This is a genomic window from Bradyrhizobium sp. NAS80.1 (assembly GCF_001908205.1).
GTDB lineage: Bacteria > Pseudomonadota > Alphaproteobacteria > Rhizobiales > Xanthobacteraceae > Bradyrhizobium.
The window spans coordinates 1-15539 of the sequence record NZ_LGHL01000152.1 but is presented as its reverse complement, the minus strand read 5'-3'; the positions used below and the strand labels follow the sequence as shown (position 1 = coordinate 15539).

General features: G+C 64.5%; 15 protein-coding genes, 1 pseudogene and 1 riboswitch. Of the genes and pseudogenes, 3 read left to right on the top strand and 13 right to left on the bottom strand.

The annotated features are described in order from the left end of the window. Positions 1 to 15 precede the first annotated feature (15 nt). The 3 genes from thiS to AC629_RS31220 all read right to left on the bottom strand — a co-directional run bounded on the left by thiS (position 16) and on the right by AC629_RS31220 (position 2015). Positions 16 to 213, bottom strand: a complete 198-nt coding sequence (gene thiS, locus AC629_RS31230; protein ID WP_084808681.1) for a sulfur carrier protein ThiS — start codon at positions 211 to 213, stop codon at positions 16 to 18. Continuing rightward, positions 204 to 1214 carry an FAD-dependent oxidoreductase gene (locus tag AC629_RS31225; protein ID WP_084808680.1) on the bottom strand — a complete coding sequence of 337 codons (1011 nt, stop codon included), beginning with the start codon at positions 1212 to 1214 and terminating at the stop codon, positions 204 to 206. The genes thiS and AC629_RS31225 overlap by 10 nt, the downstream gene beginning before the upstream one ends. After that, a riboswitch (TPP riboswitch) is annotated at positions 1202 to 1330 on the bottom strand. Its footprint overlaps the gene before it by 13 nt. A 151-nt stretch (positions 1331 to 1481) precedes the next feature. Further along, entirely contained in the window at positions 1482 to 2015 is a 534-nt protein-coding gene (locus AC629_RS31220; RefSeq protein ID WP_084808679.1) for a lytic transglycosylase domain-containing protein, read from the bottom strand. A gap of 241 nt (positions 2016 to 2256) precedes the next feature. On the opposite strand from AC629_RS31220, the gene AC629_RS31215 reads away from it, so the two are divergent. Next, positions 2257 to 2475, top strand: a complete 219-nt coding sequence (locus tag AC629_RS31215) for a hypothetical protein (protein ID WP_084808698.1) — start codon at positions 2257 to 2259, stop codon at positions 2473 to 2475. A gap of 82 nt (positions 2476 to 2557) precedes the next feature. Here the strand turns inward: AC629_RS31215 and AC629_RS31210 are convergent, their stop codons facing one another. Together AC629_RS31210 and AC629_RS31205 are read right to left on the bottom strand one after the other, a co-directional pair. Beyond that, a complete protein-coding gene (locus AC629_RS31210; RefSeq protein WP_084808678.1) occupies positions 2558 to 3886 on the bottom strand; it encodes an ATP-binding protein in 1329 nt (442 codons plus the stop codon). Between the two features lie 13 nt (positions 3887 to 3899). After that, positions 3900 to 4655, bottom strand: a complete 756-nt coding sequence (locus tag AC629_RS31205; protein ID WP_084808677.1) for a response regulator — start codon at positions 4653 to 4655, stop codon at positions 3900 to 3902. Between the two features lie 181 nt (positions 4656 to 4836). Between AC629_RS31205 and AC629_RS31200 the strand changes: the two genes are divergently transcribed. Continuing rightward, complete coding sequence (locus AC629_RS31200) at positions 4837 to 5409, top strand: hypothetical protein (RefSeq protein WP_084808697.1); 573 nt, start codon at positions 4837 to 4839, stop codon at positions 5407 to 5409. Between the two features lie 232 nt (positions 5410 to 5641). Continuing rightward, positions 5642 to 6172 (top strand): PRC-barrel domain-containing protein, encoded by a 531-nt coding sequence (locus tag AC629_RS31195; RefSeq protein ID WP_084808676.1) that lies wholly within the window; start codon positions 5642 to 5644, stop codon positions 6170 to 6172. A 222-nt stretch (positions 6173 to 6394) separates the two neighbouring features. On the opposite strand, the gene AC629_RS31190 is transcribed toward AC629_RS31195, so the two are convergent. The 8 genes and pseudogenes from AC629_RS31190 to AC629_RS31155 form a co-directional block, all read right to left on the bottom strand. Further along, a complete protein-coding gene (locus tag AC629_RS31190) occupies positions 6395 to 7603 on the bottom strand; it encodes an ABC transporter substrate-binding protein (RefSeq protein ID WP_084808675.1) in 1209 nt (402 codons plus the stop codon). Positions 7604 to 7900: 297 nt separating this feature from the next. After that, positions 7901 to 8731 (bottom strand): ABC transporter permease, encoded by an 831-nt coding sequence (locus tag AC629_RS31185; RefSeq protein WP_084808674.1) that lies wholly within the window; start codon positions 8729 to 8731, stop codon positions 7901 to 7903. Beyond that, positions 8728 to 9990, bottom strand: a complete 1263-nt coding sequence (locus AC629_RS31180) for an ABC transporter permease (RefSeq protein ID WP_084808673.1) — start codon at positions 9988 to 9990, stop codon at positions 8728 to 8730. Before AC629_RS31180 ends, AC629_RS31185 begins: the two co-directional genes overlap by 4 nt. A 124-nt stretch (positions 9991 to 10114) precedes the next feature. Further along, positions 10115 to 11164, bottom strand: a complete 1050-nt coding sequence (locus tag AC629_RS31175) for an ABC transporter substrate-binding protein (protein ID WP_084808672.1) — start codon at positions 11162 to 11164, stop codon at positions 10115 to 10117. Positions 11165 to 11247: 83 nt separating this feature from the next. Next, positions 11248 to 12357, bottom strand: a complete 1110-nt coding sequence (locus tag AC629_RS31170; RefSeq protein WP_084808671.1) for an ABC transporter ATP-binding protein — start codon at positions 12355 to 12357, stop codon at positions 11248 to 11250. Positions 12358 to 12493: 136 nt separating this feature from the next. Further along, a complete protein-coding gene (locus AC629_RS31165; protein ID WP_084808670.1) occupies positions 12494 to 14053 on the bottom strand; it encodes a DUF4403 family protein in 1560 nt (519 codons plus the stop codon). 130 nt (positions 14054 to 14183) lie between these two features. Then, a complete protein-coding gene (locus AC629_RS31160; protein ID WP_084808669.1) occupies positions 14184 to 14831 on the bottom strand; it encodes a Vgb family protein in 648 nt (215 codons plus the stop codon). A 27-nt stretch (positions 14832 to 14858) separates the two neighbouring features. Next, a pseudogene (locus AC629_RS31155) lies at positions 14859 to 15539 on the bottom strand (HTH domain-containing protein); the annotation flags it as partial.

Genomic DNA, 15539 nt, shown 5'->3' with positions numbered 1-15539 from the left:
GAGAGTTCTGCATCCTCACCCTCCCTGCCGCGGCGTGATGATCTCGATCTCGTCGCCGGCCTTGAGGTGGGTCTCGGCCCAGCGGCTTTTCGGCACGACGTCGTAGTTCAGCGCGATCGCGAAATGGGTGCCCTCGTAGTCGAGTTCAGTAAGCAGCGCGTCGACGCTGGCCGAATTCACCTCGCGTTGCTCGCCGTTGACGATCACGTGCATTGCATCACCTCATTGTCGATCTGTCCGCGCTCGACATAAGCGAGCGTCAGCTCGGCGAGTGCCGGTGCGATCAGGAAGCCGTGGCGGTAGAGCCCGTTGACGGTGATCCTGCCGCCGCGAATGCCGATGCGCGGGAGATTGTCGGGAAAAGCGGGGCGAAGGCCCGAGCCGAATTCGACGATCCGCGCCTCGCCGAAGGCCGGATGCACGGCATAGGCCGCGCCAAGCAGCTCCAGCGCGGAGCGGACGCTGACGCCGGTGTCCTCGGCCTCGATCGAGGTCGCACCCAGCATGAACAGATCGTTCTCGCGCGGGATCACGTAGAGCGGCCAGCGCGGGTGGATCAGCCGCACCGGGCGCTCAAGCCGCACCTCGCTGGTCTCGATGAGGATCATCTCGCCCTTGACGCCGCGCAGCTCCGGCTGCTCGTCGCGCGCACCGAGGCCGCGGCAGTCGATCACGATGCCGTCGAGATCGGCAGCGGTGACGTCGCTATCGAATTTGATGGTGCCGCCGGCGGCGCGGATGCGCTCGTGCAGCTTCGGCAGCACGCGGCGCGGCTCGACATGGCCCTCGGTCGGGAAGAACAGCGCGTCGCGGAAGCGACCTTCCAGCGACGGCTCGAGCTCGGCAAGGCTAGCTGCATCGAGCCGGCGGTGCTCCTCGGTCATCCGGGCGAAGCGCTCGAAATCGTTGCGCTCGCGCGGATGGGCGACGACGAGGGAGCCGTTGAACGGGGTGTCCGGCAATTCGCGCCGCCAGATGTCGAGGGAGCGCAGGCCGAGGCGGCTGATGATGGGTTCGGCGACCTCCGCCTCGCAATAGGGCGCGAGCATGCCGCCAGCCCAATGGCTGGTGGCATCGGTCATCCCTGCGTCACCGCGCTCGTGTAAAGTGACGGTGTGGCCGGCCTGCGCGAACAATAGCGCCTGCCAGGCTCCGGCAATGCCTGCGCCGATGATGGATACCGGTGAATCCGACCGCTTCTTCGTCTGGTACATCCCTGTCCCTTCGCCGGCATGACCCGGATCAGGTTCAAAGGGTCACCGCGGTCCTGGGCGGGTTTGCCCATTTAGCGGTATCTCAGCTCCTCCTCGGAGCACCCCTCGGAACGGCTCTAATGTATGCCAGTGACGGCTGGTGTCAACGCGCCTTGGCGGAACCCCACTGCTCTCGTGCCGGACGCAGCGCAGTGCGCCGCCTCTTCGCGGCGTGATGCGCTGCTGAGCTGGGGCCCATTGCTGCGGGATGTAGTGGGTCCCGGCGAGCTATTTCGGGGCCTGCGCCCGCGCATTGCGAACGTGCTGCGCCAGTTTTCGATGCGGCACGGTGCCGATCATCGGCTGCGGATTGCCGTTCGGCTCGAGCCAGACGTCGGCGCTGGTCTGCTGCACCAGCTGTTCCCGGTGCTGGCGCTTTGCGGCGTAGTAATAGCCGCCAGCAAAATAACGAATGGCTCGGGCGTGGTCGCCGTTCGCGGCATGATAGGCGCCGGCGAGATATTTCACCGCATAGGTGAGGTTGGTGTTCGGATCGCGCAGACCTGCGGCATCGCCGGTGTAGCCGAGCCCGCGGGCGGTCGCGAGCTTGATCTGCATCAGCCCGATGGTGCCGCCATGGCCGACGAGGCCCGGCTGATAGCGGCTTTCACGCATGATCACGCGGTGCACCAGCGTCTCCGGCACGCCGTTGGCGCGCGCATGCATCGCGACCATCTCGGCATATTCGGCTTCGCCCGCGAATGCGGCCTGCGGCAATGTCAGTCCGGCCGCGAGCAGCGCGGCAACGCGTAAAATTTTCATCAGATATCCCTTGATATCCCCGAGTGGCCTGCGCCCGGCCGCCGTTAGGCCTCCCGAACGCGGCGATGATGTGGCCAAACGCCGCTGCCAGCGATTTTGCGGCGCCGAGCCGCTGTTACGACTCAATGCTGCCGTACGGTTCCCTTTGGGCGGACGAACCACCGCGCGCGGCAGCAAGGCTGTCTATTCGCGCAGCCCCGCAAAAGCGAGTAAGAAGACGCCGCAAAACGGGAGAGGTGCCATGACAAAAACCAACATGGCCAACGCACACGCCAGCGATATCCCCAGACAGAACCCATGCGCCCAATGCGGCGCGCCGATCCCGCAACCCGACTGGATCGAACTGGGCGAGGGGCGCATCTCCTATCTCTGGACATGCCACGCCTGCGATTATCGCTTCGAGGCGATTGCGATCTTCGATGAGCCTGCAGCGATCGAGCATCCGCCGCTTGCGGCCTGAGGCGCTGCCTTAGGGCATGATCTTTTCGGAAAACCGCTGCACACTTTGCGCTAACGCGGCCCTTCGGGTCCAGATCATGCTCTTAAGCCGCCAGCCGCGGCTGCTGCCACACTGGCAATTGCATCCGCACGATCAATCCGTGTGGCTCGCGGTCGTGCAGCGACAGCTCGCCGCCATGGGCGAGCGCGATCGCGCGCGCGATCGACAGGCCGAGGCCGAAGCCGGTGGAGTCGTCCATGGTGCGCGCGTCGTCGCCGCGCACGAACGGCTCCAGCATCTCCTGCTTGCGCGCATCCGAGATGCCGGGGCCGTCGTCCTCGACGTCGATGACGAGCTTGGTGCCGGCGACTTCGAGGCGGATCGTCACCTCGGCGCCGAAGCGCACCGCGTTCTCGACGAGGTTGGTGACGCCACGGTGCAAATCGTCGGGGCGCGCGACGGCGGTTGCGGAAGCGGGGCCGTCATAACGCACGACATGGCCCATGTCGCCGAACTGGTCGGCGACGAGCTGGAGCGTGCTCGCGATGTCGACAAGCGTCACCGCCTCGATCTTGCGGTCGTTGCGCAAGAGCGACAGCACGGATTCGAGCATCGAGCGCATCTGGTCGAGATCGATCAGCATGCGCTTGCGGTTGCCCTCGTCCTCGATGAACTCGGCGCGCAGGCGCAGCCGCGTAATCGGCGTGCGCAGATCGTGGCTGATCGCAGCCAGCATCTTGGTGCGATCCGACATCAACCGCGCGATCCGCTCATGCATGCGATTGAGCGCGCGCGCCACTGAGCGGATCTCCTCCGGGCCACGCTCGGGCAGCGGCTCGGCGGTGCCGTCGAGGCTGAAATTCTCCGCGGCCTTGGCGAAGGAGGAGAGCGGTGCGGCCAGCGCGTAGGCCGCCCATAGCCCAAGCATCGTGACACTGATCAATGCGAACAAGAGCGTGATCATCCACGGGCCGCCCCAGAACCGAGGTGCATACGGTCCCCGTTCGACACGGCCGGCGATCATGCTGCCGTCGGGGAGCTGAACCGCGACCCGATGCAGGCCGGAGTTCGGCGTCAGCGCGATCACCTTGTACTGACGACCGAGATGCCGGCGCACGCTGCGCAGGTGCTGGCTCTCGCTTTCGGCGGTGACGGAGACGGTCCCCGGCGCGAGGAGCTCGATGCCGGCCTTCGGAAACGCACGCGCGATATCGGCAAGGATGCGCGGCCGCTCGCTGGCGTCGGCGCCGCTCAGCAGGAGAGCCGCATCCGCGAGTTGATGCGCGCTGTCGGGCGGCGGCTCGGCGCGGTCAGGCCGGCTGACCAGGAAGCTGATGGTGAGGATCAGATGCAGCGCGACGATCGAGGCTACCACGAGCGCGGCGATCTGTCCGCCAATGCTCTTGAGGTGGAAGAAGCGGAACGGCATCATGATGGCCGCCTCACTAGTTGCGCAGGGACGTCGCGACCGCTTCGTTGCCGGCTACTTCAGTTCTCGGCGTGAACAGATAGCCGCCGGAGCGTACCGTCTTGATGATGGTCGGATCCTGCGGATTGGGCTCGATCTTGCGGCGGATGCGGCTGACCAGCACGTCGATGGAGCGTTCGAACGAGCCGGCGTTGCGGCCCTGCGTGAGGTCGAGCAGGCTGTCGCGCGAGAGCACGCGGCCGGGGCGTTCGCAGAACGTCCGCAAGAGATCGAACTCGGCGCTGGTCACCGCGACGCGCGCACCTTCCGGATTGCGCAGTTCGCGCAGGCGCAGGTCGATGCGCCAGCCCTCGAACGCGAGCGTGCTCGCGCCTTCGATCGAGCTTGCAGCTCGCGCGGCAGCCTGGCGGCGCAGCACCGCGTTGATGCGGGCGAGCAGCTCGCGCGGATTGAACGGTTTCGGCAGGTAGTCGTCAGCGCCCATTTCGAGGCCGACGATGCGGTCGACGTCCTCGCCGCGCGCGGTGAGCATGATGATCGGCGTCTGTGCCTCCGAGCGCACCTTGCGGCACAAGCTCAAGCCGTCCTCGCCCGGCAGCATGACGTCGAGGATGATGAGATCGACGCGATGATCGGCCATCGCGCGCGCCATCTCGCGACCGTCACTCACGGCGGTGACGTTGCAGGCGTTGTTGCGCAGGTACTTCGCAATCAACGTCCGCGTTTCGCGGTCGTCCTCGACGACCAGGATGTTGGGATTGGGAATGGCCATGCGCTTTGTTTGTCCAAGATTCGGGCCAAAAGGCGAAGATTTTTGTTTCGGCATGTTTCCAACCGTCCGGCATGCAACAGCCGGCAATGCCTGGGCAGTGGAGCGGCAAGGTCTCATTAAGGCCGCTAACCATACCGTGGCGCGGTCGGCCACGAAACCCCGCAAAAACCACGGAGCCATCATGACCTCGATTTCGGCGACCTCCGCCGGTAACTACCAGTCGCCGTTGCAGCGGTTGCAGCAGGAATTGCAATCGGAAGTTTCTGCCGGCACGATCTCGTCGTCGGACCAGTCCGCGCTCTCGACTGCGCTGAGCGACATCGACACGGCGCTCCAGCAGAGCCGGTCGAGCGACCGGTCGAGCGGCACGCGCCCCTCCAGGGACGACATGCAATCGAAGATCGACGACCTCATCTCCAATGAGGTCTCGAACGGGACGCTGACCTCGGATCAGGCCAGCGAGTTGAAGAACGTGTTCAAGTCCGCCTTCGCCAACGGTCCCGGCGGTGCAGGAGGTCCCGGTGGCGCGGGTGGGCCGCCGCCCGGTCCGCCCCCGAACGACAGTGCTTCGGATTCGTCGAACTCGACCAACAGCACGTCGACCGACTCGACCACGGCCGAGATCCTCCAGAAATTCCTCCAGGCGCTGCAGCAGTCGCAACCGTCGGCGTCGTCCTACGGCGCCAATGGCAGCACGACGAGTTCGTCGAGCGGCTCGGACCTCTCCGCGCTTCTGATCGACTACAAGAGCTGACCTGGGCGAACAGGTCGGCGCGTTCCTCGCCGCGATCGTGCTTTACCCAGGGCGGATGATCGTCGGCGAAGAACCGTGAACCGTGCGCTGCAAAAGTGTTCCTGAGTGACGCAGGAACATTTGCCTTCGAATCCTTCCCGCGTATCGGCTGCGAAATTGCCGCAGTTTAGGAACTACGAGTGATCAGCGCGGTTCTCTCCGTACGAGTTTTCTGCGGAAGGAGAGAACAACAATGTTGATGAAATCGATCGCCGCCGGCCTTGCCGGCACCGCACTTTTTGCGACCGTAGCGTTCGCGCAATCGCCGACGACCACCACCGACAAAGCGGCGCCGGCGGCCACAGCGACAACCACAACCACGACTGCGTCGGATGAATGGCGTGCGTCGAAGATGGCGGGCGTGCGGGTCTATAACGACGCCAACGAGAACATCGGATCGATCAACGATCTGCTGATGGACAAGAGCGGCGCCGTGAAGATCGCCGTGATCGGCGTCGGCGGCTTCCTCGGTATGGGCGAGCATCTGGTCGCCGTCCCCTATGAGAAGTTGAAGTTCACCGACGAGGCCGTGGCCTATTCCAGCACTGGCACGAGCCCTGGCGCCAAGCCGCCTGCGTCCACGACGACGGGCGCCGCGACCGGCACCGACAAGACCGCGACGACCCCGACCAAGCCGTCGAAAATGTGGTATCCGGACCACGCCGTGTTCAACGCGAGCAAGGACGAGCTGAAGAACATGCCCGAGTTCAAGTACGCGGAGTAATGCGGCTGAGCTGATCACAGAATCGAAGCGCCCGGTTTTCACCGGGCGCGCCGTCGTGTCCTTTCGTCATTGCGAGATGCTGACCCTCACCCTGAGGAGCGCGCTCTTGGCGCGTGTCTCGAAGGGCGAGGCCGCTAGCCGGGCCTTCATCCTTCGAGACGCTTGCTTCGCAAGCTCCTCAAGATGAGGGATTGGCACCGGCCGGTCATCAGTCGCCTGGTTTCACTTCACCAGCGGGCAGCCGCCCTTGTCGAGCGGACGGAAAGCCTCGTCGCCGGGCACGGTGGCGATGAGCTTGTAGAGGTCCCACTCGCCCTTGGATTCCTCGGGCTTCTTCACCTCGAACAGATACATGTCATGGACCATGCGGCCGTCGATGCGGATCTTGCCGTTCCTGGCGAAGAAGTCGTTGATCGGCGTGGCGCGCATCTGCGCCATCACCTTCGGCGCCTCGTCGGTCTTGATGGCCTCGATCGCCTTCAGATAATGCATGGTCGCCGAATAGAGGCCGGCCTGGATCATGGTCGGCATGTGACCGACCTTCTCGTTGAAACGCTTCGAGAAGGCGCGCGTCTCCTCGTTCATGTCCCAGTAGAACGCATCGGTGACGATCAGGCCCTGCGTCGCCTTGATGCCGAGCGAATGCGTGTCGGTGATTTCCTGCAGCAGCGCGATCATCTTCTGGCCGCCCTGGGTCAGGCCGAACTCGGAGGCCTGCTTCAGCGCATTGGTGGTATCAGCGCCGGCGTTCGCCAGCGCGACCACCTTGGCCTTGGAGGCCTGGGCCTGGAGCAGGAAGGAGGAGAAGTCGGACGAGTTGAGCGGATGGCGGACTTCGCCGAGCACCTTGCCGCCGCTCTCCTTGACTACGTTGGCGGCGTCGCGCTGGAGCGCCATGCCGAAGGCGTAGTCGGCGGTGACGAAGAACCATGTGTCCTCGCCGCGCTTGACCATCGCCTTGCCGGCGACGTTCGACAGCGCATAGGTGTCATAGGTCCAGTGCACCGTGTTCGGCGAGCAGGCGGTGCCGGTGATGTCGGACGAGCCGCCGCCGGAATTGATGTTGATCTTGTTCTTCTCGCGCGTCAGCGCCGAGATCGGCAGCGCCACCGAGGATGTCGGCACATCGAAGATCGCGTCGACCTTGTCGTTGTCGTACCAGTTGCGGGCGATGTTGACGCCGACATCGGGCTTGTTCTGGTGATCGGCGGCGACCACCTCCACCGGCTTGCCGGCGACCTTGCCGCCGTAATCGGCGACCGCCATCTCGACGGCGGCGAGCGAGCCCTTGCCGGTCGCGTCCGCATAAAGGCTCGACATGTCCGTGAGCACGCCGATCTTGACGACGTCGTCGGAAATCTGCGCCTGCGCGGCGCCGGACGTGGCGGCAAGGGCGAGACCGGCCGCGACGGCGGCGATGAGTTTTTGCATGTTTGTTTTTCTCCCTGTGTGTTGTTGTTTGGGTTTTGTTGCAGGGACCGTTCTAGCGACAAACGGTCGCAGTGGCAAAGCCAAGGACGCGTGAGGCGGGTTGAGAATAAGTAGGGGGGCGGGCTCCGTCATTCCGGGGCGCGCGTCAGCGCGAACCCGGAATCCATCGGGCCTCAGCGAGGTGGATGAATGGATTCCGGGCTCGCGCCCAAAGGGGCGCGCCCCGGAATGACGAAGGGGCCTACGTCCCCGACAACTTGCTCACGGTCACGTCGATCGTATGCGCGATGCCGCCGGTCAGGCGCTGCTGCCCTTGAGCCGTTCGTTGCGTCGGCGCAAGCCTTCCAGGGTGGCGAGGAGGATGACCGATACTGTCGTCAGAATCACCGCAGCTGCCGTGATGGTCGGGCTTATGTTCTCGCGGATGCCGCTGAACATCTCGCGCGGCAGGGTGCGCTGCTCGGGACCTGCCATGAACAGCACGATCACCACCTCATCGAAGCTGGTCGCGAAGGCGAACAGCGCACCTGACGCGAGGCCGGGCAGGATCAGCGGCAGGATCACGCGGCGGAACGCGTACAGCGGCGAGGCGCCGAGTGAGGCGGCGGCGCGCGCCAGGTTGGTGTCGAAGCTTTGCAGCGTCGCGCCGACCGTGATCACCACAAAGGGCGTCGCCAGCGCGGTGTGGGCCAGGATCAAGCCGAGATAACTGCCGGTCAGTCCGATTGGCGCGAAGAAGAAATACAGACCGACCGCAGTGATGACGCCGGGCACGACGACCGGCGACAGCACGAAAGCCAGCACGAGCGGTTTGAACCGGCTCTTCCACTGCGCCAGCCCCAGCGCGGCCAGCGTGCCAAGCACCGTGGACAGCAGGGTCGAGGCGACGCCGATGATCATGCTGTTCTTCAGCGCTGTCATCCAGCGCGGCGAATTGATGAAGTCGTCGTACCAGCGCAAGGAGAGGCCGGGCAGTGGATAGGTCAGGTAGGAGCCTGAGCTGAAGGACAGCGGCATGATCGCCAGGATTGGCGCGATCAGGAAGATGAACACCAGCGTGGAGATAACGATAGTCGCGGTCCACGCGATGCGCTGGCTGGGCGTGCGGAGGGAGGGATTATCGCTCAATTCTTCATTCCTCCCGTGACCTGCTGGCCATGCACCAGCTTTCCGTAGACGAGAGCGAGCAGAAGAGTGACCAGCAGCAGCACCGCACCCAACGCCGAAGCAAGGCCCCAGTTGGCTGTCTCGGTTGTGTAGAGCGCGATGAAGTAGCTGATCATTTGATCGGCGGCGCCCCCGACGAGTGCCGGTGTGATGTAGTAGCCGAGCGCCAGGATGAAGACGAGCAGGCTTCCCGCGCCGATACCGGGCAGGGTTTGAGGCAGGTAGATCCGCAGGAACGCGGTGCCCGGTGGCGCACCGAGCGAGGCGGCGGCGCGCATGTAAGCAGGCGAGATCGCCTTCATGCTGCTGTACAGCGGCAGGATCATGAACGGCAGGAGAACGTGGGTCATTGCCACGCAGACACCGAAGCGGTTGTAGATCAGGCGCAACGGCTCGTCGATGATGCCAAGCCAGTGTAGGCTGTCGTTCACGACGCCGTTGCTCTGCAACAAGACGATCCAGGCGCACGTGCGGACCAGAAGCGAAGTCCAGAAAGGCAGCAGGACGAAGATCATCAGCAGATTCGACCGGCCCGGCGGCAGCGTCGCCAGCAGGTAGGCGACCGGGAAGCCGAGGATCAGGCAGAGCGCCGTGACACTGAGGCTGATGGTGAAGGTGCGCGCGAAAACGTTGCGGTAGATGGCCTGATCCGGCGAGGCTGCGACGATCGCGCCGTCCGCGTTCCGCGTCAGGTCGAGCGCCGCCAGAAGGTAGAAGCCGGTCATTGGGCCACTGGCGTCCTTGATCGTCGTCCAAGTGGTGCGTTCGCGCCAGGCCGGGTTGATCTTGCCCAGCGTCTCCTTGGCCGTGCCGGACTCCGGCACCGCCTTCAGGTTGCGTGCAGTGCTGGTCAGGATCGTGCGGAAGCCGTTCAGTGCGTAGTTGAGTCGCTTGGCCGCGATGGCGATCGTGCCGGAGGCGCGCGCCGCCAGGATGTCGCTTGCCAGCGCCGCGTAGGCCTTTTCGTCCGGGAGGTCCTTGCCGTCCCAGTTGGCGAGAACAGCTACGGTTTGAGGCAGAACCTGACGCACCTCCCGGTCATCGACCGAGCGCCAGAGCATGCCGGCGATCGGGCCTGCGAAGGTGAAGAGCAGAAACAGCAGAAGCGGCAGAACCAGAGCCAATGCCTTGATATGGCGAGCTCGCTCCGCCCGCTTCAGGCGGCGCTTGAGCGGCATCTCGGTCTGGGCATCGGCGCCGGTCAGGGACGCGGCTGTCATCGGTTGAGGTTCCCCGGGTTGAGCCTCATTGACCGGAAATCCCTGGCCATTTCAGGCAAGGGGTGGGGCACAGGCGAAGAGGTATCGATCCTCTGCCTGTGCCACACGCCGGTTCGGCAGCACGCTATTTCGCTGCCCATTTGTTGAAGCGCTCAGTCAGGCGGTCGATGTTCTCGAGCCAGAAGGCAACGTTGATCTCGACCGCGTTCTTGATGTTGTCAGGCGCTGTCGGCAGGTCCTTCAGAACAGCGGGCTGCAGCCGGGCGGCTGCGTCCTTGTTCGAGGTGCCATAAGCAATGTTCTCCGACAGCTTGGACTGGTTCTCCGGCTTGCCGACGAAGTCCAGGAACTTGTAGGCCGCGTCCTTGTTCGGGCTACCCTTCAGGATGACCCAACTGTCGAGGGTGAACAGCGCTCCGTCCCACACCATGCCAAAATTCTTCTTTTCGTTCTTGTTCGCGGTGTCGATGCGGCCATTGTAGACCGAGGTCATCGCCACCTCGCCGGAGGCGAGCAATTGCGGCGGCTGGGCGCCGGCCTTCCACCAGACGATGTCGCCCTTGATGGTGTCCAGCTTCTTGAACGCGCGCTCGACGCCCTCGTCGGTCGCCAGCACCTTGTAGACGTCCTTCGGTGCGACGCCGTCGGCCATGAGGGCGATCTCCAGCGTGGTCTTCGGGCCCTGACGCAGGCCGCGCTTGCCTGGGATCTTCTTGGTGTCGAAGAAGTCGGCCCAGCCTTTGGGCGCCTCCTTCAGCTTGTCCTTGTCGTAGCCGAGAACGAAATCGTAGAGGATGGCGCCGACGCCGCAGGGATTGACTGACGGCGGTATATAGGCGGCCTCGCCGCCGATTTTGGAATAGTCCATCTTCTCGAACAGGCCTTCCTCGCAGCCGACCGCCAGTTCGTCGCTCTCGACCTGGACGACGTCCCAGGTGGCGGCGCCACCCTGCACCTTGGCGCGCAACACGCCGACGCCGCCGTCCCAGGACTCGTCGTTCATCGGAATACCGGCCGCCTTCCTGAACGGCTCGAAATAGACCTTCTTCTGGGCATCCTGATACGCGCCGCCCCACGACACGACGGTGAGGTCACGCGCCTGTGCGGCCGTGGCCAGCGCAGCGCTGGCTGTGAGCGCCGCGGCGAAACTCAGGACAATCTTGCGTTTCAGCATGGTCTTTGTTCCTTCTTCATGTGAGTTGCGTTGAGGGTAATCGATGCCGGTCCGCTTGCGTTGGAGAAAGGCTGCAGGGGTGGTCAGACGGGATCGAGGGCCAGGCAGTCCTCGGGGCGGAAGGTGATGAACACGCTTTCGCCATGTCTCAGGCTGTGATGTGCGTCCGGCTGAAGCTTGACAATGAACTCCCCGTTGCCGGCGACATCGAGCACGGCCAGCGCGTGGTCGCCGAGATAGATGGTGTTCTGCACCTTGGCCGGCAGGCGGTTCGGTCCGTCGCTGGAAGTGCCGTCCATGATAATGGAGATCCGCTCCGGCCGTACCGACAGGGAAGTCGATGCACCCGCGCCCGATACGTTGACTGCCCGTGCGGTCACGGCGCCGCCACCAGCCAGCGCGACGCGGCAATATTCCTTTTCAACCGTCTCGACGGTGCCGGCCAGCACATTGTTCTCGCCGATGAAGTGGGCGACGAAGCTGTTCACCGGATGCTCGTACAGCGCGTCGGGCATGTCGACCTGCTGCACAATGCCGTCGTTGAACACGGCGATGCGGTCCGACATGGTGAGCGCTTCACTCTGATCGTGGGTGACGTAGACGACGGTGATGCCCATCGTCTCGTGCAGTTGTTTGATCTCCAGTTGCATCTGCTCCCGGAGGCGCTTGTCCAGGGCTCCCAGGGGCTCGTCCATCAGCACGAGCTGCGGATTGAAAACCAGGGCGCGGGCCAGCGCCACGCGCTGCTGCTGACCGCCTGACAGCTGCCCGGGCCGTCGGTGCGCCAGGGTTTCCATCTTGATCATGCGCAACGCCGCCCTTACGCGCTCCTGCGCTTCCGCCTTGTTGATTTTGCGAACGGATAGCGGGAAGGCGATATTCTCCGCGATCGTCAGGTGCGGAAACAGGGCATAGTTCTGAAATACCATGCCGATGTCGCGCTTATGCGACGGCATGTTCTTGATTGGCCGGTCAGCGAGGTAGATCTCGCCATGAGTCGGAACCTCGAAGCCAGCCAGCATCATCAACGTGGTCGTCTTGCCCGAGCCCGACGGGCCAAGCAGGGTGATAAACTCGCCCTTCCTGATTTCGAGATCGAGGTTCTTCACCACGAGGTGCTCGCCATCGTAGGTCTTCTGAATGCCGGAAAAGCGCACCAGCGCCGGCGCGGGCGTCACCATGCCGGCTTCCATGTCGTCCTCGCGTTGTCCTCTATAGTGTTGTCAGCACCTCGTCCGAGCTTGCGAGGAACAGCTTAGCATCCTCCGACGAGAATGCCAGCGGCGCAACCGACGAAGACGCGCGCGGACCCGGTGACGAAAGGCGCGCTCACATCCCCGGCAGCTTGCTCACAGTCACGTTCAGCGAGCCGCCGGCTTCGGCGACCACGCGCAGCGTCTTGGAGTCGAAGGCGATGTCGGCGAGCGTCAGGCTATCGATCTTGGCCTCGACCTTGAGGCCGTCCTCGCTCTTCTGGTAGTCAGCGATCGCAGCCGCGATCTTCTCGCGCGCATTAGCGGCAATCGGCTTCAAATCGAGCGTCGCCTTTTGCACCAGCGCCTGCTGGAGCAGCGGCACCACGGTGCGCGCGGCGGCGCCGAGCAGGCCGAAGGCCGCCTCGGATTCCACCGCGAGCTGGATGTCGGCGAGCCGCAGCGTCTGCTGAGCCTGGTCGAGCATCGGCCGGCCCCAGATGTGCACGGTCGCCTCGGCGCCGAGACCGAACCAGCTCTTCTTCTCCTTGGCACGGACCAGCAGCGAGATCAGCAGCCGCTCGCCCGACGGGATCACGTTGACACTCTTCACGGTGACGTCGACCGGGCCGGAGCCGTCCTCGGGATAGGTGTGGCCGACCATCTGTGCTGCGATGAGCTTGTTGATCTCGGTGAAAGGTACGTCGATCGGCACGCCGATGTTCACGCCGGTGCCGGTCGGCGGCACGATCGAGATCTTGTCGGGAAACGGACACTCCGGCTTGGTCGGGGTCGAGGTCACGCGCGTCTCGGCCTCCAGGCCAAGCAGCAGTGTCACGGCCTGCGCGTCGACCCGCGGCTGCGCGGCGATGGCGCGGGTCGGTTTCATCTCGAGCCAGAGCGGCGGCAGCGCGCCGCTGCCTTGCAGCGGGATCGAGCGGCAGGCCTTGGCCCATTGCACCTTCGCATTCTCGCGCAGGGAGGGATCGTTGCGGATGCGTTCGGACACGACGTTCAACTGGTCAGCGACGGTCTTGTCGATCAGCGGCTTCACCTGCGCCGGCACGTTGACCTTGACGCCGGCGACCGCAAGGTTGGTGTCGCCGAGAATGACCTGGCCGCCGAGATTGGGCTCGAGATGCCAGTTGGCCGCGAGCTTCGGGCGCGAGGTCACGACCACGTTGCCCTTGATTTCGGCGCTGGCATTCAAGTTCTTGATGTTGACCGCGCCGATCTGTTTTGCGGCATTGCCGCCGAGCACGCTGCCGAGCGCATCGCCGAGCGCGCCGGTCGCTTTCGAGGACAGCGTGCCCGTCACGTTCAGCTTGCCTGTGAGCGGAGTCGACAGCGTCAGCATGTCCTTGTCGCCGACAGCCGACATCGGTCCGCGTATCGCGGACCAGCCGATGTCGGCGTCCTGCAGGATTTGCGAAATCGGGTTCTCGGCCTTCCCCGCGAAATTGCGCGGCGCGGCCTTCTCGGCCTGGTCGCGGATCGCCGACAGCGCGATCGCGACCGGCGCAACCACGATCGAGTTCTTCGAGACCGGCGGCAGCGGCGGCAGTTGCGCGACCGGCGGCGCAGACGTCGTCGCGCTCGGCGACAGCCAGTCCATTGCCTTCAGGCTGATGAAGAACGACGCCGCAAGCACCGCGACGGCGATCAAGACAGTCTTCAAGTCTAGTGTTAGTCGCATCAATCCCCCAGGCCGCCCCGGTTGGGGTTTTACAGGGCGGGCGAGGAGGGCGCTAGAGCGCACCGGTGGGGTGGAATTGGGGCGAACAAGTTAACGGGGGCGAACGCGCCGTTGCCGGACATTCAGGTCGTCACCGCGGAGCAGTTCGCCTCGGACGCCGGACCGCTCTCACATTGCCGCGACTTCCGCCGCCGCAGAAGAAGCGATCGCCGCCGTCCGACTCCAGTCCCGACACGATTGTTCCAGCGGGCAGGTCGAGTTGCTCGAGCACCTTGCCGGTTTCGGGATCGATCCGCCGCACGTCGCTTTCCTCGCCTTCCCAGGTGCCATGCCAGAGCTCGCCGTCGACCCAGGTAACTCCGGTCACGAAGCGTTTGCTTTCGATGGTGCGAAGAACGGTCCCCGTTTCGGGATCGACCTGATGGATCTTCCGCTCGCGATACTGACCGACCCAGAGCGAACCCTCGGCCCAGGCGAGGCCGGAATCGCCACCGCCACCCGGCGCGGGGATTGTGCTGACGACCTTGCCGGTCGCCGCGTCGATCTTCTGAATGCGATCCTCGGCGATCTGGAACAGGTGCCGGCCGTCGAACGCCGTTCCCGCGTGTGCGGCAACGTCGATGGAGCGTGCGATCTTGCCGCTGGCCAGATCGACCGCATTCAACTTGTCTCCGGACGCAAACCAGACATGCGTGCCGTCATAGGTAACGCCATGCACGGCTTCGACGCCCGCAAAAGGCCCGTATTCCCTGACGATCTCGGCGTCTGAACGCTTCATGTGCTTGATCCCTGTGATGTGATCATCCTACGCCTTCAGCAACGGGCCCGGGAGTAACAAGCCTGTCGGGAAACCCGGGACAGGCGGGGTCATCCAGCGGCGTGCCCGCCCGTGTCCGAACGACTGCACCTTGTTCGATCGGGCGAGCTCCTCGAGCGCCCGCTGCACTGTGCGCGGGCTGATTCCAAGCGCAAGCGCGAGCGCCGAGCTCGACCAGGGCTCGCCGTCGGCAAGAAAGGCGAGGACGGCGGCGTGCTTTTCCTCGACGGGCCGCGCCAGCACGAGGACGTCGCGCGTCTTCCGCGGCGCCAGCACAAAACCCTGTTTCGTCGCGCTGATTTCGGCCAGCGGTTTGAGCTTAGTGCGGAGCCGCCCGATCTCGACGCGCAATCGCGCGCGGTGCGACTCATCAACGTGCTTCGCTTGAAACGCACCGCCAATCAACGCCTCTCGCGAGACATCCGCGGGCCATGCCTGCGCCAGAAGACGGGCGAGCGCGAACAACACCGGCCGCGTTCCGAACGACACGACAATGCCTCGCCTGCGCACAATATGATGGAAGGTATCGATGACGAGCGCTGTCGAGGTGGCCAGTCTTTCGACCTCTCCGAGCAACAACGGGTGTTCGCTGCCGCGCGCGATCAGGCGTGCTGCCGGCGTGTCGAGGATGAGGTTCGCGCTGTCGACCTCGGCCGCGAGCGCCGGGAT

Coding starts and splice junctions, on each gene's coding strand:
- thiS (WP_084808681.1), bottom strand. CDS start 213: ATGCACGTGATCGTCAACGGCGAGCAACGCGAGGTGAATTCGGCCAGC.
- AC629_RS31225 (WP_084808680.1), bottom strand. CDS start 1,214: ATGTACCAGACGAAGAAGCGGTCGGATTCACCGGTATCCATCATCGGC.
- AC629_RS31220 (WP_084808679.1), bottom strand. CDS start 2,015: ATGAAAATTTTACGCGTTGCCGCGCTGCTCGCGGCCGGACTGACATTG.
- AC629_RS31215 (WP_084808698.1), top strand. CDS start 2,257: ATGACAAAAACCAACATGGCCAACGCACACGCCAGCGATATCCCCAGA.
- AC629_RS31210 (WP_084808678.1), bottom strand. CDS start 3,886: ATGATGCCGTTCCGCTTCTTCCACCTCAAGAGCATTGGCGGACAGATC.
- AC629_RS31205 (WP_084808677.1), bottom strand. CDS start 4,655: ATGGCCATTCCCAATCCCAACATCCTGGTCGTCGAGGACGACCGCGAA.
- AC629_RS31200 (WP_084808697.1), top strand. CDS start 4,837: ATGACCTCGATTTCGGCGACCTCCGCCGGTAACTACCAGTCGCCGTTG.
- AC629_RS31195 (WP_084808676.1), top strand. CDS start 5,642: ATGTTGATGAAATCGATCGCCGCCGGCCTTGCCGGCACCGCACTTTTT.
- AC629_RS31190 (WP_084808675.1), bottom strand. CDS start 7,603: ATGCAAAAACTCATCGCCGCCGTCGCGGCCGGTCTCGCCCTTGCCGCC.
- AC629_RS31180 (WP_084808673.1), bottom strand. CDS start 9,990: ATGACAGCCGCGTCCCTGACCGGCGCCGATGCCCAGACCGAGATGCCG.
- AC629_RS31175 (WP_084808672.1), bottom strand. CDS start 11,164: ATGCTGAAACGCAAGATTGTCCTGAGTTTCGCCGCGGCGCTCACAGCC.
- AC629_RS31170 (WP_084808671.1), bottom strand. CDS start 12,357: ATGGAAGCCGGCATGGTGACGCCCGCGCCGGCGCTGGTGCGCTTTTCC.
- AC629_RS31165 (WP_084808670.1), bottom strand. CDS start 14,053: ATGCGACTAACACTAGACTTGAAGACTGTCTTGATCGCCGTCGCGGTG.
- AC629_RS31160 (WP_084808669.1), bottom strand. CDS start 14,831: ATGAAGCGTTCAGACGCCGAGATCGTCAGGGAATACGGGCCTTTTGCG.